Raw genomic sequence first — 26,172 nt, 5'->3', positions numbered from 1 at the left:
TTAACGCAGCCGTATTCATGACCAATGCGGCTGCGAGAGTGGAGAAGTCGCTCTGCACAGCGCTCGCCATACATCGTTACGCTGTTGGGTCGCGTCTATCGTGCATTCTCGAAATTGAGAATGTTGTCGCCAGCCTTCGGCTGTTTGTTCTCCGGCGCCGCGAAGCTGAAAGCCTTCGGGTCGCGGACCGACGTCATGTCGTAGAGCGGGTTGATCCGCCCCAGCTTCGCACCGCCATCGCGCGTCAACGGCGACCACGCAAAGCCCGCGGAGTACTTGCTGGACTTCGGCAGGAATGCATCGAACGGCACGGAGATATAGATGCCCTTGTCGAAGCTGCCTTCGCCGAATTGCGCCGCCGACACATTGGTCTTGGTCGCGTAGACGCCAACCATCACGCCATTGTCGAAGCGGCGGCTGATGTCGAGCGTGACCCCGCGATCTCCGGCCAGGTATTGGCCGGCGCTGATCCTCGTCATCACGCCGTTCCAGCCCGTGTCCCAGTACAGCGTGGCATGGCCGGTGTTGACCTTGTAGTCGCGCAGACCGAAGTCTTGCTGGAAGTCGCGCTGGCGCACATGGTTGATGTCGATGCCCAGGGCGAACTTGCTGCGCCATGGGCGATACAGCCATTCGGCACCCACGCCGGCGAACATCGATTCGAGGGCGCCGCCGTAAACGCTGTAGTACTGGTCTTCGCTCAGCCGGCCCACATGGGTCAGTTGGAACACCGGCATCGTCACCCGCGAGGTGGTGACGTATTCGCGTTGGAAGGTGCGCACGCGTGGAAGATTGCTGGGCGCGGTGTAGGTGAACTTGTCGAAGTTATCCAGCAGGCGCCAGTTCAGCGCACCGTTCACCCATGTGCTCGGCGTGAAGCGGTATTCCGCCGTGGCCTGAACACCGATCTGGTAGAGCATGAAGGCATCGGGGCCGCCAATGATCTGCGAGAAGTACGGCGTCACGCCATAGGTGAACTTCTCGGTGCGGCGTTCCCATGGCGCCAATGCCGCGGTGTACTGCTGCTGCGCGGACGCGGTTGCTGCGTTATCGGTGGTGGCGGCGGTGGCGATCTTTTCCGGTGGCAGGAACAGCCGGTCTTCGCTCGCGTCCTGGTGCGGCGCGTAGTCGCGCTGGCTGGCTGCGCGTGCTTCGGCGGGCGACTGCGCCTGGTAGTGCTCGGCAACCCATTCGCCCCGATCGACGACCTGCGCGTGCATCGCGAGGCCGCGTTCGTTGTAGTGCAGGATGAAGCTCTTGATCGACGCGGGCGAATCGCGATGCAGCACGGCAATGATCTGTTCGACCCGCGCCTGACGGTAGACGGTGTTGCTCTCGGTGATCCACACGTGCACGCCGCTGCCTTGCGGTGCGATGCGCTGGACCGTCCATTCGGTGCGGGCTTCGATCTCGGCCGCTGTCGACGCCCAGCCCGGCGGGTTCTGCGGCGCCTGGGGCGTGAAGCGGGGCTGGGGCGGATCGGCCGGCTTGGGTGCCCGCAGCGTTGCGACGTTGGTGGACAGCGTCACGCCGACCATCAGCTTGTTGCCGCGCTCCAGGCCGGCGGAGAAAGCAACGCCAGGAGAATAGCGGTACTCGAAGCCGATGTTGAAGGGCGTGCGCTGCGGCTGATTGTTGGCCTGAGGCTCGTTCTTGTAGTTGTTGCCTTCGTATTCGAGCTTGACGGTCAGCGGCTCCCAGGGGGTGCGCCATTCCACGCCGCCGAACAGGGCCGCGGGGCCGCGGAAGAAGGCGCCGAAATTGGTTTCGCCGCCTTGCGCTGAACTCACCCTGCGCGTGTCGAAGCGGCTGCTCAGGAGCGTCAGCGGGTTACGAATGTTGCCGCTGTTGCCGAGATAACCCCAGCCGATGCCGAGGCTGAAGTCGAAATCGCCATATCGCTTGTTCGCAACCAGGTATTCGGCGGAGAACAACCCGGTGCCGCCGATGTCTCGAAAACCGAGCGCGAGTTCGGGCACATAGGCGGATTCGCGCATGAGCCTCAACTTCAGGTCGATGCTCTTGTCCTTGTTGCTTTGACCGGTGGTGCTCGCGGCGTAGGCACGGTTGCTGATCGACGTGTACCGAAAGCCGCCTTCCATCCAGTCCAGCGGCTGGAACATCACGTTCAGCCGGGTGTACGGCGAAACATGGGTGATCGATGTCCGAAAGTCGCCAGCCTGGCCCATGCGTGCGGTGGGCGTCTGGAGCAGGCCGGTCTCGCCCCAATCGTTGCTGCTGGTGCGAATGGCGTTGTACTGCGGCGCCGCTTCGGGGCGCACGGAGACGGTGGTCGACGGCGTGATCGTCGGCGCGGGAGCCGAAGGTTGCTGCGCTCCCGGTTGCGCGGAAATACCCGCCGATGAAACGTCGCCTTGAGGCGAGGGGCCTTGCGTGGCGAGAAACTTGATGATCCCCTCGGAAGCGGCGACCAGGTCGGGCATCTCGCGGGGAGCCGCCCAGATCCACGCGCCTGGCGCAGGTTCGTCCGAAGGCTCGCTGTTCCAGGGGGCCACGCCTACGCGGGCGGTGCGGCCATCCGGCTGCGCGACCCAGGCCCAGTCGGAGGGGCCTCGGGGCTCGCAGGCTGCCACGTAGTCCCAGGCGGTTCGGCCGGCTTCATGCGTCACATGGCAAAGCTCCCCGCTGGGGCGGACCACCGCGATGGTCTTCAGGTTCGGCGGCGCGGCAACCAGCTGCTGGCCGGCCGCCAGCACCGGGTCTTCTTCAGGATGCGCCTGCAGCCAGCGTGGGTCCACGATGCCGAGTGCCACCCGGCCTGTGACCGGCAAGGCCTGTAGCCAGGAAATCAGGCTCAGGCGATCGGCTTGTTCCGAACGGGGTGAGCGCCGGTTGATCGACTCGATGCGAACCAGCAGGGTGTTCTTGAGAAACTGCTGCGCCAGTCGTTCCTGCGGCACGCGCCATGCAAGGCCGGGAGAGGCGGCATCGGCGGGCTGGCGCAACAGCCAGGTGCTCAGGCGCTCGCCGGGGCGCACGTCGGCGTCATTCGTCGCCTCGGTCTTCGTGGCCGTGCTGAGTGGTTGCGCCGAGACGCCGAAACTTGCCGCCAACGCGCACGCGATGGCCGCTCGACGAGGCCAATGCCGTTTGCCAATACCGCGAACCCAGGGATTCATGTGCCGGAACTTGCCGATCTACCGGCCGCCGGTGCGGAGGGCGTCCATTGTTCGAAGCTCATGCAGAAGTCGCTGGTGAGGCACTGCTCTGAATACACGACCTGCGGTGCTCCCGACGAGTTCGATATCCCGAAGCGGGCTGCAGGCAGTGAGGCCGTGGATGGCCGCGACACGCTGCGTTCTTCGTACCAACGCAAGGAGGCGGGATTAGCGCCTGCGAGGGAGGTGTTCTGTGGTGGTGAGATGGGAGTTCGAACGATTTCGTCGCGAATCCCGAAGCGATAGCCCGGCATGAGATCACGCAGGCGCGTGTAGCCTTGGCCCGAACCGCTTGAGGTGCTGGTCGCATCGGGAGTTGGCCATGCAGGCAGTCCAGTGAATCGAACGTTTCGCCAGTCGGTGCTGAGCCCGGTGGTGCCCACGAGCTGACCGTTCAGAAGCCTGACAATTTCACCGCTGCCGCTGTACCAGACTTCGACAGGGCCCTCGGCCCGCTGATCGATATAGCCGAGCACCATGAAAAGGGTGCGGTCACCGACCTGTGTCCGCAGATAGCGATAGGCTGGATTGAAATCCGGCTGGGCCGCAGTTTGGCCGTTGTATACGAGCCGAGCGGCATCCAGCATGGCTGAAGACCCGGAGGAACAACCGCCAACGCCCAAATAAAACGTTGCCCAAAGGCAACGTTTTAAAAGTCGCGTGGCGAAACCAACGCGCGGAGCTTTCAGCGAATGCCCTCCCATTGGGAGGGCACGCAGCATTTAACGCGTGCCGGTGGTGCCTGTGCCAGTACCGGTGCCGGGGATGATGACGAAGCCACCACCACCGTTGCCGCCGTTGCTGCTGGCGACTGCCACCAGCAAAGCGGTGCTACCTGCAACAGCGCCCCATTGGCCGGGGGTCAGGCCGCCGGTCGTTGCGGCGGTTGCGCCGGCTGCACCAGCGGGTGCGGGCGCCGGCGTCGTGTTGGTGGCGGGTGCCGGTGTCTGGGCAAATGCCGACGAAATTGCCAGGGAGGCAAGGGCGGCTGCGAGCTTGATCATCTTCATGGAAGTCCTCTCAAATGTCTTTGAGGTCGAGGGTAGCACGCCTCACAAGTGCGCCGCAACCCATTTCCCTCTCTGGGGCGTGTACGAATGTGTAGCTTTTCGTGGTGGCTGAATTCGCCTTCATGGGCCTTTCCTGCAATATAGGAGCAGGGCCCGCCTGTACGTCCTCCTGCGCAGAAACCGTCTCGAGCCGATAGCCGAATCCGCGCAGGGCCGCCAGCAGAAAGCCATTTGCCGGGCGAAGGTCGAGCTTGGCCCTCACACGCGACAGGTGCGTGTCCAGCGATCGCGAAAGCGCCCTGAAATCGGCGCCCCAGATCGCTTGATACAACTGTTCACGTGACAGGAGGCGGCCGGTGTTCTGGAAAAGAAACAGCGCCAGGTCGTACTCGCGGCTTCTCAGCTCGACCCGCACCCCGTTGAGCTTGACCGTGCGCCATGCCGGAAGGAATTGATAGGGCCCGAAGGCCAGTTGGGGCTCGTGCAGCGCGGGTTCCGACCGGCGCTGCAGCCCGCAGATGCGTGCTTCGAGCTCCGCGCCGGAGATGGGCGAGATCATGAAATCGTCGGCACCGGCATGCAGGCTCATCGCCATGTCCGCGGCATCGGCCCTGTGCGTCGTGAAGAGAATTGGAAGACGGTTGCCGGCAGCCCGCCGCAGCGCTTTCACCAGGGCCGGGCTGTCGATGCCGGGCAGGCGCCAGTGAAGGATGAGCAGCTCGAACCGCTGCGCCTCCACGGCCTGCAGGAGCAAAGCGCCGTCCATGTATTCGTGGCATTCATGGCCGAGGCCCGTTGCGGTGTGGGTGACCAGTCGCAACTGATCCCGCTCGTTGTCGAGTGTTGCTATGCGCATTCCGTCCCTTTGCTTCACGCGCTCCCTTGCGAAGGCGCGTCTCATCTTGGACGAAGCGGCCCCCTGCGGCAATGCTTGCGAGCTTAAAAGAGGGAAATGGCGCCAAACAGCCGTGATTTGATCGACGTTGACGGCTGTATGGAACACAGTTCCATCAAAACCCCAGGAGAAGAGCTTGCGGAACTCAGAGCCAGTTGCCGCTCTGTGGCATCTGCACCTTCTCGGCCGGATCGTCGCTGGTGACGAACGAGCCGATGACGATGCTCAGGAGCGAGATGAAGATGCTCGCGAAGAGCGCGGTCCAGAAACCGGAGACCTTGAAGCCCTTCACCAGTGCGGCCACCAGCAGGATCATCAACGCATTGATGACCAGCAGGAAGAGGCCGAAGGTCACCAGCGTCAGCGGCAGCGTGAGCACGATCAGCAGCGGCTTCACGACCGCGTTGGCCAGTCCGAGCAGCAGGGCCGAGATCACCAGCGCGCCGGTGCCGTCGAACTTGAGCCCGCGAAAGAGAAGGCTGGCTACCCAGAGCGAGACGGCCGTGATGGCCCAGTGGACGAGGAAGGGAGTGATGTTGTTCAGCATGTGATCGGTGGTGTGTGGCAGCAGACGCAGAGTTTGTGTCCGTCCGGATCGCGGAAGTACGCGCCATAGTAGTCCGGGTGGTAGTGCGGCCTGAGTCCGGGCGGGCCTTCGCAGCTGCCGCCGTGGGCCAGCGCTGCGGCGTGGGCGCGCTCCACGGTGGCGCGGTCGGCGGCCAGCAGCGCCACCATCTGGCCGTTGCCGTGCGTGGCCTCCTGGCCATCGAAAGGCGCACCGACCAGGAACAAGGGGCGCGGTGCATCGGGGCTTTGCCAGCCGGCCCATGGCTTCGTGTCGTCGCGAAAGCGCAGCTTCAGGCGCAGTTCGCCCATGAGCGCTGTGTAGAAACCGAAGGCGCGCTCGAAGTCGGTCACGCCGACGAAAACATGGGACAGCATGCGGTTGGGTTCCTTCTTGTTCGGCGAATCCGCGGATCTCTGCGGATTATCACGAGCAGACCTTCTGCGGGTTACCTTGGGAAACATTGGATGGCAGACCGTTAATATCGCCATCTCTCGGAGCCCTTGCAGGGGCCCATTTTCAATTGCCGGATAAGAACAAGGGGCCTGTGCCATATGGCCAATCCGTCGATCGCAAGCTTGACACCGGCACCGGCCTCGGCCGACGAGGCCGAATCGTGGGTGCGTGGCGAGCTGATCCGCAGCTTGATGCGCTCCTCGCGCAGCTCCTACATCGTTTCTGTTGCGCTCATCCCGGCCATGGTCGGGCTGAGCTGGGTCGACGTGCCGCGCTGGGAGCTGCTCACGTGGCTGATGGCCGGCGTCATCGCCACGATTTGCCGGGCCTGGGGCTCGCATGTCTACACGGTGCGCTACGCCGGCCGGAGCTCCGCGGCGCAGCAACAATTCACCGAGCGCTACGGCTTCATCTGGAGCACGACCGCGGTGGTGTGGGGGTCGTCGATCCTGCTGTTCTTCGAGCGCACGCCGCAGGTGAACCAGTTCATGAGCTGGCTGATCGTGGCCGGGGTGGCCACTTTTCCGCTCAACGGGCTCGCGCTGCATCCGCCGCTGCTCAAGCGCTACGTCAACACGCTCTTCATCACGATGCTGGGGGCGGTGGTGATCCGGCTTGTGAGCGTCAATCTGCACGCGCCGCAGTTCCATTACGGCTACCTGATGCCGATCCTGCCGATGCTGCACTGGTTCCTGCTGCTGCGCGCGGGGCGCCACATTCATGAGACGGCGCGCAACAGCCTGGAGCTCCTGTTCCACAACCACATCCTGATCAAGTCGCTCACGCAGCAGCGGCAGGCAGCGGTGTCGGCGGTGGCGATGAAGAACCGCTTCCTGGCCAGCGCCGCGCACGACATGCGCCAACCGGTGCTGGCACTTTCGCTGTACGCGGATTGGCTGCGCAACGAGCCCGAATTGGTGCTCGAGCTCGCGCCGAAGATCGTGCGCGCCACGCATGCGGTGAATGCGCTTTTCGATTCGATGTTCGACCTGGCGCGCATCGACTCGGGCCAGGTGCGGCTGCACATCGAGCGTGTCGACGTGCCCGAGCTGCTGCATGACCTGGAGTTGCAGTACCGCCCGGTGGCCGAGAGCCGCGGCCTCGATTTCCGCGTGCACGTGACCGAGGGCTCCTTCCTTACCGACCCGATCCGCGTGCGCCGCATGATCGGCAACCTGCTGGCCAACGCCATCAAGTACACGACCGAAGGCGGTGTGCTGCTGGCCGCGCGGCAGACGCGCGACGGCATGCGTGTGGAGGTGTGGGACACCGGCATCGGCATTGCGCCCGAGCACCTGCGCGACGTCTTCCTGGAGTTCTACAAGGTGGCCGACCATGCCGGCACGTCCGACGGCTTCGGCCTCGGCCTGGCCATCGTCGCGCGGCTCTCGCACGTGCTGGGGCACCCGATCAGCGTGCGCTCGCGGCTGGGCAGCGGCAGCGTGTTCCGCGTGGCGCTGCACGACGCCGACGAGGCGGTGGCACAGGCGCGCGTGAGCGCCTCCGGGGGTTGAGAAGTGCAATCAAAAAACCGCGCACAAAGACGCGGTTTTCTTCGAGAGACACCGCGGAACCGGCTTTGCCGGGCCGCAGGTGTCGCCCCCGGTAGGGGGTTGGCGTAGCGACACGAAGTGCGCGCAGCCTGGGGGCGAGCCTTTTCAGCCCGACAGAAGACCGTTGGTGCGGGCGTAGTGCAGCGCTTGCGTGCGGCTCTTCACACCGAGCCGGCGGAACAGGCGCCACAGGTGAACCTTCACCGTGTGTTCGCTGATCTCCAGGTCGGTCGCGATGTCGCGATTGCTCATGCCCTTGTCGAGCATGGCGATCAGCTGCGTCTGGCGCTTGGAGAGCTTGCTGCTCGCGAGCGGCGGCTCGTCGGCCTCTTCGGAGCCCGCCATCAGCAGGCCGCGCAGGGCGGCCGCCAATTCATTGGAGCTGGCGGACTTCTCGATGTAGGTGTCGGCGCCCGCTTCGATGCAGGCGTCTTCCATGTCCGCGGCCGGTGCCGCCGAATACACGGCGATCGGCACGTTGGGATAGACCTGCTTGACCGCGATCACGCCCGAGACGCCATTCGTGTCCGGAAGCTTCAGGTCCAGGCAGAAGAGGGTGGGCGCGCCACGCTGCTGCACCGAACTCGCGAGCTTGTCGAGCCGCTCGAGCTCGACGATGTTCTCGGCGGGTCGCAGGCGTCGCAACACCATCACGATCGCGTCGCGCATCAGGGGGTGGTCATCGATGACATAAATGCTCATGTTTTCTTCCTTTGTGATCGCACCGTCTTCTCTCTTCGCTCACCGGCGGATAAGCCGATGGGCCCTTGCCGGTTCAACTTCCATCTGTGGTGGTCGTTGCTTCCGCCAATGCCTCCAGCGCCTCGTTCACGGCGCGTGATTGTTCTGTGTCGATGGGCTCGAGCTGCTCGGCCAGCGTCGCCAGTGCCGCACCGCGCTCGGTTTGCAGGAGCGCGATGGTACGGCCGGCTTCCTGCGGCGAAGCAAATCCACGGCTCTGCAGCAGGGTTTCGCCGCGCGCATCGAGCAGCTTGAAATAGAAGAGCCCGTCGGCGCGTTCGCGGTACTGCTTGAAGCTGGGCTTCGCGACCTTGGCAGCCTTGGCGTTGCCCTTGTCGCGGCCCGCCGCGAGGTTGCGCAGGCCCACCGCGTGGCGCAGGCGCGTCATGAAGGGCTGCGACAGCGCGCTGGCCTTCTCGGCGCCGATGAGCAGGATGCGCTCGATCTCCGCCGGGTCGCTCATCAGCGCTTCGTAGCGCTTTCGCAGCGGTGCGACTTCGACTTCGATCCGCTCGAACAGCAGTTGCTTGGCGTCGCCCCAACCGATGCCGTCGGCATAGGCCTTGCGAAGCATCTCGGTCTCGTCGGCATCGGCAAAGGCCTGGTAGATCTGGAAGAGCGCCGAGCCCTCGGTTTCCTTGGGCTCGCCGGGCGCGCGCGAGTCGGTCACGATGCTGGCGATCTGCTTTTGCAGGTACGCGCGCGACGCGAACAGCGGGATCGTGTTGCCGTAGCTCTTGCTCATCTTGCGGCCGTCAAGGCCGGGCAGGGTGGCGACGGCATCGTCGATCTCGGCTTCGGGCAGCGTGAAGTGCTCTCCGTACTGGTGGTTGAAGCGCTGCGCCATGTCGCGCGCCATCTCGATGTGCTGCACCTGGTCGCGGCCCACGGGGACCTTGTGGGCGTTGAACATCAGGATGTCCGCGCCCATCAGCACCGGGTACATGAAGAGGCCGGCGGTCACATCGGCGTCGGGGTCCTCGCCCTTGGCGATGTTCTTGTCGAGCTGCGCCTTGTAGGCATGTGCGCGGTTGAGCACGCCCTTGCCGGTGACGCAGGTGAGGAACCAGGTGAGCTCGGGAATCGCGGCGATGTCCGACTGGCGGTAGAAGGTCACGCGCTCCGGGTCGAGCCCGCACGCGAGCCAGCTTGCTGCGATCTCGAGCGTGGAGCGCTGGATCACGGCCGGGTCTTGTACCTTGATGAGCGCGTGGTAGTCAGCCAGGAAGAAGAAGCTCTCGACACCGGGCGCGACGCTCTGCCGCACCGAGTGGCGGATCGAGCCGACGTAGTTGCCAAGGTGGGGCGTGCCCGACGGGGTGATCCCGGTCAGGACGCGCAGCGGAGCGGAAGAAGACAAGGCCATGGAACGACAGACTTAGAGCAGCAATGCCTTGAGCGGCGTGATGATGAGATTGATGACGAAGTAACCGGCGTCCATCAAGGGGCGCAGCCAGAAAGTGCTGACGACGCCCGCAATGACCAGGGCCATCACGATGAAGAAGCCATAAGGCTCGATGCGCGCGAGGAAATTCTGCGCGGGGCCGCTGGGCAGCAGCCCTGCCAGCACGCGGCCGCCATCGAGCGGAGGCAGCGGAAACAGGTTGAAGGCCCACATCACGAGGTTGACCAGGATGCCGCCACGCGCCATCTGGATGAAAAAGTTTTCATTGTCGAAACCGGCCGCAACCAACACCACGAACAGCAATGCCCAGAGGATGGCCTGGATGAAGTTCGAGACCGGGCCCGCGAGCGCCACCCAGATCATGTCGCGCTTGGGATGACGCAGCCGCCCGAAGTTCACAGGCACCGGCTTGGCATAGCCGAAGAGGAAGGCGCCCGAGGTCGCGAAGTACAGCATCAACGGCATCAGGATGGTCCCGATGGGGTCGATGTGCTTCATGGGATTGAGGGTGACCCGGCCCATCACCTCGGCGGTGTTGTCTCCGAAGTGGCGGGCTACATAGCCATGGGCCGCTTCGTGCACGGTAATCGCGAAGATCACGGGCAGTGCGTAGATGAGAACGGTCTGTATGAGATTGGAAATATCCACTGGGCGATTGTGTCAGACGTGCATTAGTTATCGGTTCCAACTTCTTTCAGAGACCGAGCACTGCAAGCGCTCCGCGTCCCTGCCGCACCACGACCGGATCGTCGCCCGTGCCCATGGGCGTGAGGTCAACCACGGTGGTCGGCTGCGAAGGGCAGGCGCCGGCATCGATGACTGCGCCGATCTGCTTTTCGAAGCGCTCGCGAATGGTCTGTGCGTCGTTCAACGCCTCGGTCTCTCCGGGCGCGATCAGCGTGGTGGCCAAGAGCGGCGCGCCGTGCAGCGCGAGCAGTTCCAGCAGCACCTTGTGGTCGGGCACGCGCAGGCCGATGGTCTTGCGCTGCGGATGGCTCACGCGGCGCGGCACTTCCTTCGTGGCTTCGAGCAGGAAGGTGTAGGGGCCGGGCGTCGCCGCCTTCAGCAAACGGTATTGCTTGTTGTCGACGCGCGCGTAATTGGCCAGTTCGCTGAGGTCGCGGCACAAGAGCGTCAGGTGGTGCTTCTCGTCGACCTGTCGGATGCGGCGCAGTTGGTCGACCGCGTCCTTGTCGTCGAGGTGGCAAGCCAGCGCGTAGCTGGAGTCGGTGGGCACTGCCACGATCTCGCCGCGCGCGAGCAGCGTCACCGCTTGCTTGAGCAGCCGCTGCTGCGGGTTCTCGGGATGGACTTCGAAGTACTGGGCCATGAAACTATCTCCTGATCAGGATTCCGCCGGTTCGATGGGCACGCGGCGCTCGCGCACCGTGAGCCACGCACCGGCGGCGCCGCAGACCGCGATCATCGAGATGCCGATGAGCGAATAACGGTCGGGCACTTGCGAAAAAACAAGCCAGCCGCCCAGCATGGCAAAGGCGATCTGTGCATACAAATACGGCGTGAGCGTGGAGGCGGGCGCGCGCTGGTAGGCGAGGATCAATATGAAATGACCCACTGTGCCCATGAATCCCATGAGGCACAGCAGCGCCCACCATTCCCATGAGGGCAGGGCGGTCCACACGAAGGGCAGCGCGAGCGACGCAATGAGCGCGCCGACCCAGCCGGTATAGAAATGCATCGTGAGCGGGTTCTCGGTCTGCGCGAGCTTGCTGGTGAGCACCTGGAACCAGGCGTTGGTCAGCACCAATCCAATCGGCAGCAGGATCGCCCAGCTGAAGGCTTCGCCGCCGGGCCTGAGGATCACCAGCGTGCCGATGAAGCCGCCCGCCACCAACGCCCAGCGCAGCGGCGAGACATATTCCTTGAGCGTGGTCGCCGCGAGCAGCGTGATGACCAGCGGCGCGATCAGCACGATCGAGGTGAACTCGGCCAGCGGCATGTAGCGCAGGCTCAGGAAAGCCAGCGTGCTCGACACCAGCAGCAGCGCGCCGCGCAGCAACTGGTAGCGCGGATGCCGGGTGCGCAGCAGCGCCGTGCCATGCAGCGGCAGCAGCACCGCGGTGGTGGCGACGGCCTGGAAGGCATAGCGAAACCACACGCCCATCAAGATCGGCACGCCGGCAGTCGACGCCTTGGTGGCCGTGTCGAGGGTGGCGAAGCAGGCTACCGCGACGAGCACCAGGCCGATGCCCGCGAGGATGCGTTCGGATTCCTTGCTGCGGCTCGTCTGCTGCGCGGCGCGTGCATTCGCGAGTGCAGCGCCGGCCGCGCTGTCGATGCCGGGCCCTGGGCTCTGGCTCACTGCTGGATGCGGTGGCCGAGCAGTTCCCACACCGGCGTGAGGGCGCCAGGCAACGGTGGCAGCTTGCCGAGATCGCAGTGGCTCTCGTCGGGGCTGTGGAAATCGCTGCCGCGGGATGCGGCGAAATCGAACTCGAGCGCCTTGTCGGCGTACTCGACATATTCGGCCGGGGTGTGGCTGCCGGTGACGACCTCGATCGCCCGGCCGCCATGCGCCTTGAATTCGAGGAACAGCGCGTACTCCTCGTTGGCCGTGAACTTGTAGCGGCCCGGATGCGCGATCACGGCCATGCCCTTCGCGGCGGTGATCCAGTGCACCGCGTCCTTCAGCGAGGCCCAGCGGTGCGGCACGTAGCCGGGCTTGCCTTCGGTGAGGAACTTGCGGAATACCTCGGGCGTGTCGCGGCAGTGGCCTTGCTCGACGAGGAAGCGCGCGAAGTGCGTGCGTGAAATGAGTTCGGGATTGCCGACGAACCTGAGCGCGCCTTCATAAGCGCCGTGGATGCCGACCTTGGCCAGACCCTCCGACATTTCTTGCGCCCGCTTGCCACGGCCGCCGCGCGTGTCGTAGAGGCCCTGCGTCATCGCGGCGTCGTCGGGGTCGAAACCCAGTCCGACGATGTGCACGGTTTCGTTCGCGAAGGTCACCGAGATCTCGGTGCCGGTGAGATAGCGCATGCCGTTTTCGCGCGCCGCAGCGGCTGCGCGGTGCTGGCCGCCAACCTCGTCGTGGTCGGTGAGGGCCCACAGCTCGACCCCGTTGGCGGCTGCGCGTGCAGCCAGCGCTTCAGGCGTCAATGTGCCGTCGGAGACCACGGAATGGCAGTGAAGATCGGCATTGAGAATGGAGGACACCCCGCCATTCTAGGGGGTCTGGATCACCGATGCGGGCGCATGGATGCTGCCTAAGACGCTACTAAATAAATAGCATTAACGCGCCGCCGCACGCGGCTCAGCGCTTCTTGCGGAATGCTGCCCACGCCGCCACCGCGGTAAAGCTCGCAACGATTGCCACCACGATCCAGAAGCCGTGCTTGTGCTCCGCGAGCGGAATGCCGCCCACGTTCATGCCGAACAGGCCCGCGAGGATGTTGATCGGCAGCGCCAGCACCGTCACCACCGTCAGCACGAAGAGGCTGCGGTTGTTGTCCTCGTTGACGTTGGCTGCTATTTCTTCCTGCAGCAACTTGATGCGCTCCTGCAGCGCCTGCATGTCGCGCAGCACCACCGAGAACTCCTCGGTCGATCCGCGCAGTTCCTGCACATCGGGCTCGGCCATCCAGGTGGGCGGGCCCTGCAGCAGACGAAAGAGGGCGGCCGGCTCCGGCGCCAGCAGGCGCTGCAGCCGCACCAGCAACCGCCGCAGCACGCCGAGCCGCGCACGCTTGTGATCGAGGCGGCCGGCGAGCAACTCGTCTTCGATGCGGTCGATGCGCGAAGTGACGCCGCGCACGATCTTCACCAGCACATCGGCCTGCGCACGCAGCAGGTGTTCGAGCAGCTCGGTGCTGGAGCGAGGCGCGTCGCCCGCCTTCACCGCGGTGCGCAGCGCATCGACCGAGCGCAGGGGCTTGGTGCGCGCCGTGACCACGAGGCGCGGGCCCACGCTGATCCACAGCGTGGAGATGTCCGAGGGCTCGAAGCTGAACTCGAAGTGCACGTCGTTGATGACCGCGATCAGCGAATCGTCCGCACGTTCGATGCGCGTGGAGGGCAGGCCTTCGTGCAGCGTTTCGTAGAAGGTGTCGGAGAGATTCGCGTGCCGCACCAGCCAGCGTTCGGCCTGCGCATGGCTCAGGTTGAAATGCAGCCACACATACGCACGATTGCCGTCATCGACAACGGTGTCTTCGGGCTGCGCGCCAAGCCACGCCGCCGCCTGCGCCGAATCGATCGACCGCGCAGGCTCCGGCGCCGCAGCGTCGAAAAGGTAGCCGCAGATCAGCCCGGCTTCGTCGCCCCCATACGACTGGGCGGCGAGATCATGAAATGCCGACGACAAGGTGCGTGATCAGAAAAGACGGGTGAAGAGCCAGTAGAGCGAGCCCGACAGCAGCATGGCCACGGGCAGCGTCAGAACCCAGGCGAGCGCGAGGTTGCGCAGCGTGGACATCTGCAGGCCCGAGCCGCTGGCCGTCATGGTGCCGGCCACGCCGGAAGAGAGCACGTGCGTGGTGGATACCGGCAGGCCGTACATGTCGGCCGCGCCGATGGTGAGCATCGCCACCACCTCGGCCGATGCGCCCTGCGCGTAGCTCAGGTGCGTCTTGCCGATCTTCTCGCCCACGGTGACCACGATGCGCTTCCAGCCGATCATCGTGCCCAGGCCAAGCGCGATGGCCACGGCAATCTTGACCCACAGCGGAATGAAGCGCGTCGCATCGTCCAGCTCCTGGCGAAACGCGCCGACGCGCAGCCTGGTCTCGTCGTCGAACTTCGCGGCGCCGCTCTTGTCGAGGTGGCGAATGGCTTCGGAGGCCAGGTACATGTCGTTGCGCACGTTGGCGACGGCTTCGGCCGGCACCGCCGCAAGGGAACCGTGCTTGCGCACCTGCTCGCCGATGCTGCCGGCGGTCGCGGCCAGCGCGGGCACGACCTTGTCGTTGAACTCGCGGGTGCGAACGTAAGTGGAGAGCGCATCGCGCGCCTCTGCCGGCGCCAGCGCGGGCAGCGAGGTCGGCACGCTGCGGTTGAGCGCGTTCTGCGTCATCTCGGCCACGGCGACGAACTTCACCGTTTCGTTGGCGGGCATCGTGCGGTTCAGCGCGTAGGCCATCGGCACCGTGCCGACCAGGATCAGCATGATCAGGCCCATGCCCTTCTGCCCGTCGTTGGAGCCGTGCGCGAACGACACGCCGGTGCAGGTCAGGATCAACAGGCCGCGAATCCACCACGGCGGCGGCGCGCTGCCCTTGGGCTCTTCATACAGCGCGCGGTTCTTCACGAAGGCGCGCAGCGCGAGCAGCAGCAGCGCCGCGCAGCCGAAGCCCACCATCGGCGAGAGCAGCAGCGAATAGCCCACCTTGGTCGCCTGCGCCCAGTCGACGCCGCTGGTGCCGTCGCGCCCATGCATGAGCGCGTTGGCAATGCCCACGCCGATGATCGAGCCGATCAGCGTGTGCGACGACGACGCCGGCAGCCCGAGCCACCAGGTGCCCAGGTTCCAGATGATCGCGGCGATCAGCAGTGCGAACACCATCGCGAAGCCTGCGCCCGAGCCCACCTGCAAGATCAGCTCCACCGGCAGCAGCGCGATGATGCCGAAGGCCACCGCGCCGCTGGACACCAGCACGCCCAGGAAATTGAAGAAGCCCGACCACACCACCGCGAAGTTGGGCGGCAGCGAGTGCGTATAGATCACCGTGGCCACCGCATTGGCCGTGTCGTGGAAGCCGTTGACGAACTCGAAGCCCAGCGCGATCAGGAGCGCCACGCCCAGCAAGATATAGGGCACCCAGGTCGTCATGGGCGCGCCCGAGGCCGTGACGTCGCCCACCAGGCTCCACGCCGTGAAGAGCAGGCCCGCGGCCAGGAGGCCCACGAAGGTGATCAGCGTGATCGGACCGGGCTTGGCGTCGAGCTTGGGCCGGTGCGCCTCGGCGGGCGCGGCCGGCATCTCCGTGGTCGGGGCGGCGAGCGTGTTCATGGGCGTTTTTTTGCTGTTGGAGTGGCTGCCCATGGTGTTCGCGGCATATGACAACGGCGTGTCGGCCTACGAAAACCCGCCGCCAAACCGTCACGCCGCAGTCATATGGGGCGTGCAGCATGCTTTTTTCTTCTCCCACTTCTTCCTTCCTCATCATGCTGACGAGCGCCCTTCCAGACCACGAAGACCTGATGCAACGCATCGCCCGCGACCTGATCGACAGCTACGACGAAGAGCTCGAGCTGGAGATCGAAGACCGCAACATCGACGGGCTCGACGCCGCCAGCGTCAACACCCCCACCGACAAGGCGGCCCGCCAGGCTTATTTCAGGGAGCTCTTCCGCCTGCAGGGCGAACTCGTCAAGCTGCAGGACTGGGTGCAGCACAGCAAGCAGAAGGTCGTCATCCTGTTCGAAGGCCGCGATGCGGCGGGCAAGGGCGGCGTCATCAAGCGCATCACGCAGCGGTTGAATCCGCGCGTGGCCCGCGTGGCCGCGCTGCCCGCACCGAACGACCGCGAACGCACGCAGTGGTACTTCCAGCGCTATGCCGCGCACCTGCCGGCGGCCGGCGAGATGGTGCTGTTCGATCGCAGCTGGTACAACCGCGCCGGCGTCGAGCGCGTGATGGGTTTCTGCAGCGACGACGAGTACGAGGAGTTCTTTCGCACCGTGCCCGAGTTCGAGAAGATGCTCGTGCGCTCGGGCATCAAGCTCATCAAGTACTGGTTCTCCATCACCGACGACGAGCAGCACATGCGCTTTCTCGGCCGCATCCACGATCCGCTCAAGCAATGGAAGCTGAGCCCCATGGACCTGGAGAGCCGCCGCCGCTGGGAGGAATACACCAAGGCGAAGGAAATCATGCTGGAGCGCACCCACATTCCCGAGGCGCCGTGGTGGGTGGTGCAGGCGGTCGACAAGAAGAAGGCGCGGCTGAATTGCATCAGCCATCTGCTGGGACAACTGCCGTATCAGGAAGTGGCGCATCCGCCGGTCGAACTGCCCGAGCGCGTGCGGCACGACGACTACCTGCGTCAGCCTGTGCCCGCCAACATGATCGTTCCGGAAATCTATTGAGGAGGGCTTCGCGGCCGTTTGGCCGCCCGGCGCTTTGCCTGCACACTGCGCCATGGCCCGTCGTTCCACCGCTTCCGTCTTCGCCCGCGCCTACGAGCGCAACCTGAAGGCGCTCACCAAGATCACGCTCGGCAACAGCAAGCGCGTGGCGGGCCAGGTGCAGCGCGCGACCGCCAAGCGCCTGAAGCCGCCGCCCGGCAAGGGCGACTGGCTCAGCGGCATGGCGATCGGTGCGGGTGGGGCGCGCGGCTATCACCTGTTCCGCCCCGCGGGCCTGCTGCTCAAGCCCGGCGAGAAGCTGCCGCTCATGGTCATGCTGCATGGCTGCGGGCAGAGCGGACGCGACTTCGCGGCCAGCACGCGCATGAACGCGCTGGCGGTGCGCCAGCGCTTCCTGGTGCTCTACCCTGAGCAGGACCGGCTCGCGCATCCCCAAGGCTGCTGGAACTGGTACGAGCGCCGCTCCGGCAAGGCAGACGCCGAGGCCGCGACCTTGATGGCCGCGGTCGACCAGGCCTGCATGCTCTATCCGGTGGACCGCGAGCGCGTCGCATTGGCTGGCCTCTCGGCCGGCGCCAGCATGGCGGCGCTGCTGGCCACGCGCTACCCGCAGCGCTTTCGCGCCGTCGTCATGCACTCGGGCGTGGCGCCCGGCGCCGCGAAGTCGTCGGCCACCGCGCTCGGCGCGATGCGCGGGCAGAACGTGCCGCCGATGCCTGTTACCGCGGTCGGCAAGGCGATGGGCGCGGCGGCCGTGTTCGCGACCCTGCCGCCGATGCTCGTGCTGCATGGCGATGCCGATGCCGTGGTCGTGCCCAGCAACGCCGTCAACAGCGCCGCCGTCTGGGCTACGGCGATGGGTGCGCGGCCCGGTTTGCCGCGCGACGTGCAGCGCGGCAAGCGCCGCCCGATGCGCGTGACCGACTTCAAGCGCAAGGGCCGCACGGTGGTCTCGCTGTGCGAGATCGCGGGGCTCGGGCATGCGTGGAGCGGCGGCGCGTCGAAGCTGCTGTTCAGCGATGCGGCCGGGCCCGATGCCACGCGCATGACCTGGGCGTTTGCGATGACGCAGTTCAAGCACGCGCTCAAGACCTGAGATGCATCGCCGTGCCGGCCACGACCTCCGGCGTCACCTTCAAGCCGCCGGAAGAAACTTCCTGACATGCGCCGCGAACGCCGCCGTCAACGCCGTGGGCGCCTCGCGGTCGAACGCCAGCGTGACCCCGACGCTCGGCAGTTCGGGGAATCCCTGTTCCGCCGTGAGGATCTGCAGGTCGTCCGGCACGGCCGTGCGCGTCAGCACGATGACGGCCTGTCCCGATCGCGCCATGCCGACCAGGCCCGAGAGGCTGCTGCTCGCATAGGCGAGGCGGTAGGCGCGGCCCGCGGCTTCCAGCGCCTGCCGCGGCAGCCGGTGGTCCAGTGCATCCGGTGCGCCCAGCGCCAGCGGCAGCGGGTCGAGCGACGCGGCGGCGCCGTCGCGGTGCGCCACCCACACCAGCGGCTCGCGGCGGATCACGTCGTCGCCGGCGGCATCACCTGCCACGGACGCCGCCACGGACACCAGTGCAAGGTCGACCGCATGCCGCGCCAGCAGCTCGTGCAGCCGCGGGGTCGGCGCGCACATCACTTCCAGTTGCACGCGCGGATGCAGGCTCGCAAAGCTCTGCAGCAGGTACGGCAGGAAGACGACGGCATAGTCGTCGGGGCAACTGAAGCGCAGCACGCCGGACAGTTGCTCGCCGCGCAGTTCGGCCAGCGCTTCGTCGTGCTTGCGCAGCAGTTCGACCGCGCGAACGAGGAGCCGCTCGCCGGTCGCGGTGAGCGTGACGCCACGGCCGGTGCGGTGCAGCAGCGGCTGCTCGACGATGCCTTCGAGCCGCTGCATCTGCATGCTGAGCGCCGACTGCGTGCGCCCGACGCGCAGCGCCGCCTGGCCCAGCACGCCCGTCTCGGCGATGGCGACGAAGCTGCGCAGAAGGTCGATGTCCAGCGACTGGCTCACGGCATGAATTCTCCTGATAGCTGATGTCAAAACAATTCGCTTCCCGGCGGGTGCGCCGCTGCGTAATGTGCGTCATTTTGATCGGCACGCATCCATATGAGCAGCAACGACGACCCCAGGTTCTGGCAACAGGCGAAGCAGCATCTGGTGCGCTACGGCGGCAGCTTCGAGCCACTGATCATCGAGCGCGCCGAGGGTTGTTTCGTCTACGACGCCGATGGCCGCGGCATCCTCGATTTCACCTCCGGTCAGATGAGTGCTTTGCTGGGCCACTCGCACCCCGACATCGTGGCGGTGGTCACCGAGCAGATCCGCTCGCTGGACCACCTCTTCAGCGGCATGCTGTCGCGGCCGGTGGTGGCGCTCGCCGCCGAAATCGCGCGGCACGCGCCGCCCGGGCTGGAGCGCTGCCTGCTCCTGAGCACCGGCGCGGAGTCGAACGAAGCGGCGCTGCGCATGGCCAAGCTCGTCACGGGCCGGCACGAGGTGGTGGCCTTCACGCAGTCATGGCATGGCATGACCGGCAGCGCGGCCGCGGCCACCTACAGCGCCGGCCGCAAGGGCTACGGTCCGGCGGCAGCAGGCTCGTTCGCCATCCCGGCGCCGAACGCCTACCGCCCGCGCTTCACGACCGTGGAGGGCGCGCTCGATTGGCGCCGCGAACTCGACGACGGCTTCGAGCAGGTCGACCGCCAGTCCACCGGCGCTCTCGCCGCCTTCATCGCCGAGCCCATCCTCAGCAGCGGCGGCATCCTCGAACTGCCGCCGGGCTACATGGCGGCGCTCAAGAAGAAGTGCGAGGAGCGCGGCATGCTCTTGATCCTCGACGAGGCGCAGACCGGCGTCGGCCGCACCGGGCTGATGTTCGCGTGCGAGCGCGACGGCGTCGCCCCCGACATCCTCACGCTCTCCAAGACGCTGGGCGCAGGCCTGCCGCTCGCGGCGATGGTGACGACCGCCGCGATCGAGGAGGAGGCCCATGCGCGCGGCTTCCTGTTCTATACGACGCACGTCTCCGACCCGCTGCCGGCGGCAGTCGGCCTGAAGGTGCTGGAGGTCGTGGAGCGCGACGGGCTGGTCGAACGCGCGCGCGTCGCCGGCGAGCGCCTGCAAAAGGGATTGCAGACGCTGCAGTCGCGCCATGAATGCATCGGCGACGTGCGCGGCCGCGGCCTGCTGCTCGGGTTGGAAGTCGTCGCCAGCCGCGAGACCCGCGAGCCGGCCTTCGAGCTCGGCGAGGCCGTCACGCGCGAATGCATGAAGCTCGGGCTGAGCATGAACATCGTGAAGCTGCCGTCGATGGGCGGCGTGTTCCGCATCGCACCGCCGCTGACGATCAGCGACAGCGAGATCGACCTGGGCCTGGAGCTGCTCGACAAGGCGATCGCGACGGCCGTGCGGGGGGCGTAGCGGACGGATAGAGATTTATCTGCCTGCGTCGGTACATCCTCGACCTGGCTCCACCGTTGCGGGGACCGTCGCCACTGCCTCCGGCTAGGATGGCTTTCCCCCAAGGCGACCGCTGCGCGAGCGGTTCGCCGAACATCAGGTGCGCCATGGAATCCGAACTGAAATCGCTGGTCCAGGCCCTGCGCGACTTTGCGCAGGCCCGGGCCTGGGAGCCCTATCACTCCCCCAAGAACCTCGCCTCGGCGCTGTCGGTCGAAGCGGCCGAACTGCTCGAGCATTTCCAGTGGCTCACCGAAGCGCAGAGCCGGTCGCTCGACCCCGCCAAGCGTGCCGAGGTCGGCGCCGAGATGGCGGACGTGTTCCTCTATCTGCTGCAGCTCGCCGACAAGCTCGACATCGACCTCATCGATGCGGCACGGCGAAAGATGATCGTCAACGCGCGGAAGTACCCGGTTCCCGTCGATCCACCCACCTGAGTACCTCCGTGTACGCCACCCGGCGTATTTCCCCTTCTTGGTGCATTCCGCAGACTCCCCTCCATCGCCAGACAAGCGTCGGCGACAAGGTTCAACCCAACCGGAGCAGGAGTCCACATGCAACGTCGTTTCACACTCAAGGCGCTCACCGCCGCCGTCGCGCTGGCCAGCATTTCTGCTGCGCCCGCATTCGCTGCCGACACCATCAAGGTCGGCGTGCTGCACTCGCTGTCGGGCACGATGGCCATTTCGGAAACCGTGTTGAAAGACACGGTGCTGATGGCCATCGACGACATCAACAAGAAGGGCGGCGTGCTGGGCAAACAGCTCGAGCCCGTGGTGGTCGATCCGGCCTCCAACTGGCCGCTATTCGCTGAAAAAACCAAGCAGTTGCTCGGCCAGGACAAGGTCTCGGTGATCTTCGGCTGCTGGACCTCGGTGTCGCGCAAGTCGGTGCTGCCGGTTGTCGAAGAAATGAACGGCCTGCTGTTCTACCCCGTGCAGTACGAGGGCGAAGAGCTCTCCAAGAACGTGTTCTACACGGGCGCCGCGCCCAACCAGCAAGCCATTCCGGCGGTCGACTACCTGATGAGCAAGGAAGGCGGCGGCGCCAAGCGCTGGGTGCTGTTGGGCACCGACTACGTGTACCCCCGCACGACCAACAAGATCCTGCGCGCCTACTTGAAGAGCAAGGGCGTGGCCGACAAGGACATCGACGAGAAGTACACACCCTTCGGCCACAGCGACTACCAGACCATCGTCGCCGACATCAAGAAGTTCTCGGCCGGTGGCAAGACGGCTGTGGTCTCGACCATCAACGGCGACTCCAACGTGCCCTTCTACAAGGAACTGGGCAACGCGGGCCTGAAGGCCAAGGACGTGCCGGTCGTCGCCTTCTCGGTGGGCGAGGAAGAACTGCGCGGCGTGGACACCAAGCCGCTGGTGGGCCACCTCGCGGCATGGAACTACTTCATGTCGATCAAGAACCCGACCAACACCGCGTTCATCAAGCAGTGGAGCGACTACGCCAAGGCCAAGAACATCGCCGGCCACAAGGACAAGCCGCTCACCAACGACCCGATGGAAGCCACCTGGATCGGCATCCACATGTGGAAGCAGGCGGTGGAGAAGGCCAAGTCGACCGACACCGACAAGGTGATCGCGGCCATGGCCGGCCAGACCTTCACGGCGCCCTCGGGCATCGTCTCGAAGATGGACGAGAAGAACCATCACCTGCACAAGAGCGTGTTCATCGGCGAGATCAAGGCCGACGGGCAGTTCAGCGTGGTGTGGAAGACGCCGGGTCCGGTGAAGGCGAAGCCTTGGAGCCCGTACATCGAAGGCAACGACAAGAAGCCGGATTACCCAGCTGGCAAGTCGATGTAAGTGTGTTTCTTTCTCCCTCCCCCTCTGGGGGAGGGCAGGGGTGGGGGCAAGCGGCGGTCGATTTGAGCACTGCGCTTGTCCAAGCGCCGCGTGCCCCCATCCCAACCTTCCCCCGGAAGGGGAAGGGGCCAACCCCAACTTCCAGTTTCATGATGCTTCGACGAACCCTTCACTGCGCCTTCGCCGCCATGCTCTTCATGGCAACGGCCGCCCACGCGCTGACCGCCGACGAAGCTCGGGCCATCGCCTCCGGCGAGTCCGAAGCCCGCATCGCCGCGCTCAACAAGGCCGTGCTCACCGCCGACGACAAGACAGCCGCGTTCATCCAGGCCATGTCCGACGACGCCGTGAAGTACACCGAAGACAAGGTCTTCGTGATGAAAGATGACAAGGGTTTCGACCCCGTCACCGGCGCCGAGCTGAAGGTGCCCGACACCGCCGAAGACGTCGTCAACAACAACCTCATGCGCGGCGCGCTCGATGCCGCGCAGGCCGCGCTCAAGCTCACGAGCAAAGACGACGCGGTGCGCGCCGAAGCCGCACAGGCGCTCTTCAAGGAGCCGGACGAATCCCGTATTCCGATGGTCGAGAAGGCGCTGGCCGCCGAGACCAACCCGAAGATCAAGGCGCAGCTCGAACTCGTGCGCGCCGCCGGCATGCTCACCAGCGCCGACAAGGCCAAGCGCCTCGCGGCCGCCAAGGAACTAGGCGCCAACCGCAACCCCGACACCAAGCTGCTGCTGAACCAGCGGCTGGCCGACGAGACCGAGGCCGACGTGAAGACGGCGATTGCCGCCTCCATCGCCAACATCGACGGCGCGCTGGTCTGGGGCGACCGCATCAACGCCGTGTTCAGCGGCATCAGCCTGGGCTCGGTGCTGCTGCTCGCGGCGCTCGGCCTCGCCATCACCTACGGCCTCATGGGCGTCATCAACATGGCGCACGGCGAGCTGATGATGATCGGCGCCTACGCCACCTACGTGATGCAGGGCATCTTCCAGAAGTACTTTCCCGAGTCGATGTTCGGCTGGTACCTGGTCGCGGCTATTCCCGTGTCCTTCCTCGCATCGGCGCTCGTGGGCGCGGTGCTGGAGCGTGGCGTCATCCGCTTCCTCTACGGCCGGCCGCTCGAGACGCTGCTGGCCACCTGGGGCATCAGCCTGATGCTGCAGCAACTCGTGCGCACGCTCTTCGGCGCGCAGAACGTCGGCGTGGAAAACCCTGGCTGGATGAGCGGCGGCTTCACCATGCTCAGCAATGTCACGCTGCCGTGGAACCGCATCTGCATCATCGTCTTCGCGGTGCTCGTGCTGCTCGCCATGGGCTGGCTCATCGGCAAGACGCGCCTCGGCCTCTTCGTGCGCGGCGTGACGCAGAACCGCCCGATCGCCTCGTGCATGGGCGTGAACACCGCGCGTATCGACACCTACGCCTTTGCGCTCGGCTCGGGCATCGCGGGGCTCGCGGGCTGCGCGCTGAGCCAGATCGGCAACGTCGGTCCTGACCTCGGCCAAAGCTACATCGTCGACAGCTTCATGGTGGTCGTGATGGGCGGCGTCGGCCAGCTCGCGGGCACCGTGTATGCGGCGCTGGGGCTGGGCATTCTCAACAAGTTCATCGAAGGCTGGGCGGGCGCGGTGCTCGCGAAGATCGCGGTGCTTGTCTTCATCATCATCTTCATTCAGAAGAGACCTCAGGGCATCTTCGCCATGAAGGGCCGGAGCGCAGAAGCATGACGACGCAGGGAACCTCCGATACCGCCACCACCGCTCGGGCGGCTGATGCCACCCCTACCGTTCGGGCGGCTGATGCCACCCCTACCGTTCGGGCGGCTGATGCCACCCCGACCGTTCGGGCTGAGCTTGTCGAAGCCGGGCGCAGCACTTCGACAAGCTCAGTGCGAACGGGTAGTGATATTTCGGTGCGAACGGTCGGCGTCGCACTGCCGGCCAAAGGCCCGCTGCTGAGCGGCAAGGGCTGGACGGCCTTCTTCGTCGCGCTGATCGTCGTGTGCGCCGTGGCGCCGGTGCTCAACATATGGGTGCCCGCGGACAGCCCGCTGCACATGAGCGACTACGCCGTGGCGCTCGTCGGCAAGATCATGTGCTACGCCATCTGCGCGCTGGCCATGGACCTGATCTGGGGCTACACCGGCATCCTCTCGCTGGGCCACGGCCTCTTCTTCGCGCTCGGCGGCTACATGATGGGCATGTACCTCATGCGCCAGATCGGCCGCGACGGCAACTACAAGAGCGACCTGCCGGACTTCATGGTGTTCCTCGACTGGAAGACGCTGCCCTGGCACTGGACCTTCAGCGACAGCTTCATCGCCACACTGATCCTCATCGTCGCGGTGCCGGGCCTCATCGCTTTCGTGTTCGGCTTCTTCGCCTTCCGCTCGCGCATCAAGGGCGTGTATTTTTCGATCATCACGCAGGCCATGACCTTCGCGGCGATGCTGCTGTTCTTCCGCAACGAGACGGGCTTCGGCGGCAACAACGGCTTCACCGATTTCAAGCGCATCCTGAACATCCCGATCGCCACGCAGGAGATGCGCATGACGCTCTTCGCGCTCACCGGCCTCACGCTGCTGGGCTTCTTCCTGTTCGCGAAGTGGCTCATCGGCAGCAAGTTCGGCCGTGTGCTGCAGGCCATCCGCGATGCGGAAACGCGCGTGATGTTCTCGGGCTACAACCCGCTGCCCTACAAGCTCACGATCTGGGTGATCTCGGCCGTGATGTGCGGCGTGGCCGGTGCGCTGTATGTGCCGCAGGTCGGCATCATCAACCCGGGCGAGATGAGCGCGGCCAACTCCATCGAGATCGCGATCTGGGCGGCCGTCGGCGGGCGCGCGAGCTTGATCGGGCCGATCATCGGCGCCTTCATCGTCAATGGCGCGAAGAGCTGGCTCACGGTTGCGTATCCCGAGTACTGGCTGTACTTCCTCGGCGCGCTGTTCATTGCTGTCACGCTGTTCCTGCCGAACGGCATCGTGGGTCTGGTGAAGAAGTGGTTGTCGCGCGAGAAGACAACGGCACCGGCCGCGCCGAGCGCAGGCCGTGAAGAGGCGCAACGCGCCATGGCCGCAGGGCAGGGCATGGAGCCCGAGGCGCTGCACGCCCCGCTCGCCGCCGACGTGAAGGGAGCCCGCGCATGACACCCGACCTGATGGAAGCCGGCGCCGAGCGCGCCGCCCGCGCAAGCGGCATTCACTACGTGACCGGCAGCACCGAATCGGGCGGCCGCGAGGCCGGCTTCGGCCGCATCGCCACGCCGGGCGAAGTCGACATCACGCACGGCCGCATCCTGTACCTGGAAGACGTGAGCGTGAGCTTCGATGGCTTCAAGGCGATCAACAAGCTCTCGCTGGACATCGCACCGGGCGAACTGCGCTGCATCATCGGCCCCAACGGCGCGGGCAAGACCACGATGATGGACATCATCACCGGCAAGACCCGGCCCGATTCGGGCACCGTGTTCTTCGGCAGCACCATCGACCTCTTGCGCCACCGCGAAGCCGACATCGCGCAGCTGGGCATCGGCCGCAAGTTCCAGAAGCCGACGGTGTTCGAACACCTCACCGTGTTCGAGAACCTCGAACTCGCGCTCAAGACCAACAAGGGCGTGCGCGCCTCGATGCTGTTCAGGCTCGACTCCGCGCAGAGCGACCGGCTCGCCGAAGTGCTGGAGACCATCCACCTGGCCGACAGCGTGTCGCGCCTGGCCGGCAACCTGAGCCACGGCCAGAAGCAGTGGCTCGAGATCGGCATGCTGCTGATGCAGGACCCGAAGCTGCTCCTGCTCGACGAGCCCGTGGCCGGCATGACCGATGAGGAAACCGCGCGCACCGCCGAACTCTTCCTCACCCTCAAGGGCAAGCATTCGCTGATGGTGGTGGAGCACGACATGAGCTTCATCCGCACCATCTCCGAGATCGTGACCGTGCTGTGCGACGGCTCCGTGCTCGCGCAAGGCACGCTCGACGAAGTGCAGGCCGACGAGCGCGTGATCGAGGTCTACCTGGGCCGCTGACGGAGGAACCGA

General features: G+C 65.7%; 24 protein-coding genes. 9 read left to right on the top strand and 15 right to left on the bottom strand.

The features are described 5' to 3' along the window. Nucleotides 1–95 precede the first annotated feature (95 nt). The 6 genes from VARPA_RS23315 to VARPA_RS23295 all read right to left on the bottom strand — a co-directional run bounded on the left by VARPA_RS23315 (nucleotide 96) and on the right by VARPA_RS23295 (nucleotide 6,026). Nucleotides 96–3,140: a YjbH domain-containing protein gene (locus tag VARPA_RS23315; RefSeq protein WP_013543043.1), complete on the bottom strand. Its 3,045-nt coding sequence runs from the start codon at nucleotides 3,138–3,140 to the stop codon at nucleotides 96–98. Next, entirely contained in the window at nucleotides 3,137–3,766 is a 630-nt protein-coding gene (locus VARPA_RS30760; RefSeq protein WP_167330555.1) for a YjbF family lipoprotein, read from the bottom strand. Before VARPA_RS30760 ends, VARPA_RS23315 begins: the two co-directional genes overlap by 4 nt. A gap of 135 nt (nucleotides 3,767–3,901) precedes the next feature. Continuing rightward, nucleotides 3,902–4,189 carry a hypothetical protein gene (locus VARPA_RS23310; RefSeq protein ID WP_013543041.1) on the bottom strand — a complete coding sequence of 96 codons (288 nt, stop codon included), beginning with the start codon at nucleotides 4,187–4,189 and terminating at the stop codon, nucleotides 3,902–3,904. A 10-nt stretch (nucleotides 4,190–4,199) separates the two neighbouring features. Further along, the gene (locus tag VARPA_RS23305; RefSeq protein WP_013543040.1) at nucleotides 4,200–5,045 is read right to left on the bottom strand and encodes a response regulator transcription factor; all 846 of its coding nucleotides are present in this window, start codon (nucleotides 5,043–5,045) and stop codon (nucleotides 4,200–4,202) included. 184 nt (nucleotides 5,046–5,229) lie between these two features. Beyond that, complete coding sequence (locus VARPA_RS23300) at nucleotides 5,230–5,631, bottom strand: phage holin family protein (RefSeq protein ID WP_013543039.1); 402 nt, start codon at nucleotides 5,629–5,631, stop codon at nucleotides 5,230–5,232. Next, a complete protein-coding gene (locus VARPA_RS23295) occupies nucleotides 5,625–6,026 on the bottom strand; it encodes a VOC family protein (protein ID WP_013543038.1) in 402 nt (133 codons plus the stop codon). Before VARPA_RS23295 ends, VARPA_RS23300 begins: the two co-directional genes overlap by 7 nt. Nucleotides 6,027–6,203: 177 nt before the next feature. Here VARPA_RS23295 and shkS point away from each other — a divergent pair, with 177 nt between their 5' ends. Beyond that, nucleotides 6,204–7,619 carry a surface-behavior sensor histidine kinase ShkS gene (gene shkS / locus VARPA_RS23290; protein WP_013543037.1) on the top strand — a complete coding sequence of 472 codons (1,416 nt, stop codon included), beginning with the start codon at nucleotides 6,204–6,206 and terminating at the stop codon, nucleotides 7,617–7,619. 144 nt (nucleotides 7,620–7,763) lie between these two features. Here shkS and VARPA_RS23285 read toward each other — a convergent pair whose 3' ends face one another. From VARPA_RS23285 to VARPA_RS23250, 8 genes are all read right to left on the bottom strand, one after another. Continuing rightward, on the bottom strand, nucleotides 7,764–8,360 hold the full coding sequence (locus tag VARPA_RS23285) for a LuxR C-terminal-related transcriptional regulator (RefSeq protein WP_013543036.1): 597 nt from the start codon (nucleotides 8,358–8,360) through the stop codon (nucleotides 7,764–7,766). A gap of 73 nt (nucleotides 8,361–8,433) precedes the next feature. After that, complete coding sequence (locus tag VARPA_RS23280) at nucleotides 8,434–9,765, bottom strand: tryptophan--tRNA ligase (protein WP_013543035.1); 1,332 nt, start codon at nucleotides 9,763–9,765, stop codon at nucleotides 8,434–8,436. Nucleotides 9,766–9,777: 12 nt separating this feature from the next. Next, a complete protein-coding gene (locus VARPA_RS23275; RefSeq protein ID WP_013543034.1) occupies nucleotides 9,778–10,452 on the bottom strand; it encodes a site-2 protease family protein in 675 nt (224 codons plus the stop codon). A gap of 46 nt (nucleotides 10,453–10,498) precedes the next feature. After that, the gene (locus tag VARPA_RS23270; protein WP_013543033.1) at nucleotides 10,499–11,134 is read right to left on the bottom strand and encodes an L-threonylcarbamoyladenylate synthase; all 636 of its coding nucleotides are present in this window, start codon (nucleotides 11,132–11,134) and stop codon (nucleotides 10,499–10,501) included. Nucleotides 11,135–11,149: 15 nt separating this feature from the next. Next, the gene (locus VARPA_RS23265) at nucleotides 11,150–12,127 is read right to left on the bottom strand and encodes a DMT family transporter (RefSeq protein ID WP_013543032.1); all 978 of its coding nucleotides are present in this window, start codon (nucleotides 12,125–12,127) and stop codon (nucleotides 11,150–11,152) included. After that, nucleotides 12,124–12,981: a 3',5'-nucleoside bisphosphate phosphatase gene (locus VARPA_RS23260; protein WP_013543031.1), complete on the bottom strand. Its 858-nt coding sequence runs from the start codon at nucleotides 12,979–12,981 to the stop codon at nucleotides 12,124–12,126. The genes VARPA_RS23265 and VARPA_RS23260 overlap by 4 nt, the downstream gene beginning before the upstream one ends. Before the next feature lie 97 nt (nucleotides 12,982–13,078). Next, on the bottom strand, nucleotides 13,079–14,128 hold the full coding sequence (locus tag VARPA_RS23255; protein ID WP_013543030.1) for a transporter: 1,050 nt from the start codon (nucleotides 14,126–14,128) through the stop codon (nucleotides 13,079–13,081). 9 nt (nucleotides 14,129–14,137) lie between these two features. Beyond that, complete coding sequence (locus VARPA_RS23250) at nucleotides 14,138–15,772, bottom strand: inorganic phosphate transporter (RefSeq protein WP_041943017.1); 1,635 nt, start codon at nucleotides 15,770–15,772, stop codon at nucleotides 14,138–14,140. Between the two features lie 155 nt (nucleotides 15,773–15,927). On the opposite strand from VARPA_RS23250, the gene ppk2 reads away from it, so the two are divergent. Together ppk2 and VARPA_RS23240 are read left to right on the top strand one after the other, a co-directional pair. Beyond that, nucleotides 15,928–16,851 carry a polyphosphate kinase 2 gene (gene ppk2, locus VARPA_RS23245; protein WP_013543028.1) on the top strand — a complete coding sequence of 308 codons (924 nt, stop codon included), beginning with the start codon at nucleotides 15,928–15,930 and terminating at the stop codon, nucleotides 16,849–16,851. Between the two features lie 52 nt (nucleotides 16,852–16,903). After that, nucleotides 16,904–17,947, top strand: a complete 1,044-nt coding sequence (locus VARPA_RS23240; RefSeq protein ID WP_013543027.1) for an alpha/beta hydrolase family esterase — start codon at nucleotides 16,904–16,906, stop codon at nucleotides 17,945–17,947. Nucleotides 17,948–17,986: 39 nt separating this feature from the next. On the opposite strand, the gene VARPA_RS23235 is transcribed toward VARPA_RS23240, so the two are convergent. Continuing rightward, nucleotides 17,987–18,856, bottom strand: a complete 870-nt coding sequence (locus tag VARPA_RS23235) for a LysR family transcriptional regulator (RefSeq protein ID WP_013543026.1) — start codon at nucleotides 18,854–18,856, stop codon at nucleotides 17,987–17,989. A gap of 96 nt (nucleotides 18,857–18,952) precedes the next feature. On the opposite strand from VARPA_RS23235, the gene VARPA_RS23230 reads away from it, so the two are divergent. From VARPA_RS23230 to urtD, 6 genes are all read left to right on the top strand, one after another. Then, nucleotides 18,953–20,266, top strand: a complete 1,314-nt coding sequence (locus VARPA_RS23230; RefSeq protein ID WP_013543025.1) for an aspartate aminotransferase family protein — start codon at nucleotides 18,953–18,955, stop codon at nucleotides 20,264–20,266. Between the two features lie 146 nt (nucleotides 20,267–20,412). Further along, nucleotides 20,413–20,742: a nucleotide pyrophosphohydrolase gene (locus tag VARPA_RS23225; RefSeq protein ID WP_013543024.1), complete on the top strand. Its 330-nt coding sequence runs from the start codon at nucleotides 20,413–20,415 to the stop codon at nucleotides 20,740–20,742. A gap of 117 nt (nucleotides 20,743–20,859) precedes the next feature. After that, nucleotides 20,860–22,128 carry an urea ABC transporter substrate-binding protein gene (gene urtA, locus VARPA_RS23220; RefSeq protein ID WP_013543023.1) on the top strand — a complete coding sequence of 423 codons (1,269 nt, stop codon included), beginning with the start codon at nucleotides 20,860–20,862 and terminating at the stop codon, nucleotides 22,126–22,128. Between the two features lie 188 nt (nucleotides 22,129–22,316). After that, a complete protein-coding gene (gene urtB, locus VARPA_RS23215; RefSeq protein WP_013543022.1) occupies nucleotides 22,317–23,864 on the top strand; it encodes an urea ABC transporter permease subunit UrtB in 1,548 nt (515 codons plus the stop codon). Between the two features lie 179 nt (nucleotides 23,865–24,043). Beyond that, nucleotides 24,044–25,285: an urea ABC transporter permease subunit UrtC gene (gene urtC, locus VARPA_RS23210; protein ID WP_080559454.1), complete on the top strand. Its 1,242-nt coding sequence runs from the start codon at nucleotides 24,044–24,046 to the stop codon at nucleotides 25,283–25,285. Then, the gene (gene urtD, locus VARPA_RS23205) at nucleotides 25,282–26,160 is read left to right on the top strand and encodes an urea ABC transporter ATP-binding protein UrtD (protein WP_013543020.1); all 879 of its coding nucleotides are present in this window, start codon (nucleotides 25,282–25,284) and stop codon (nucleotides 26,158–26,160) included. Before urtC ends, urtD begins: the two co-directional genes overlap by 4 nt. Nucleotides 26,161–26,172: the final 12 nt, after the last annotated feature.

The organism is Variovorax paradoxus EPS (genome assembly GCF_000184745.1).
GTDB lineage: Bacteria > Pseudomonadota > Gammaproteobacteria > Burkholderiales > Burkholderiaceae_C > Variovorax > Variovorax paradoxus_C.
The sequence above is the reverse complement of the archived record's forward strand: the minus strand, read 5'-3'. Positions and strand labels throughout refer to the sequence as shown.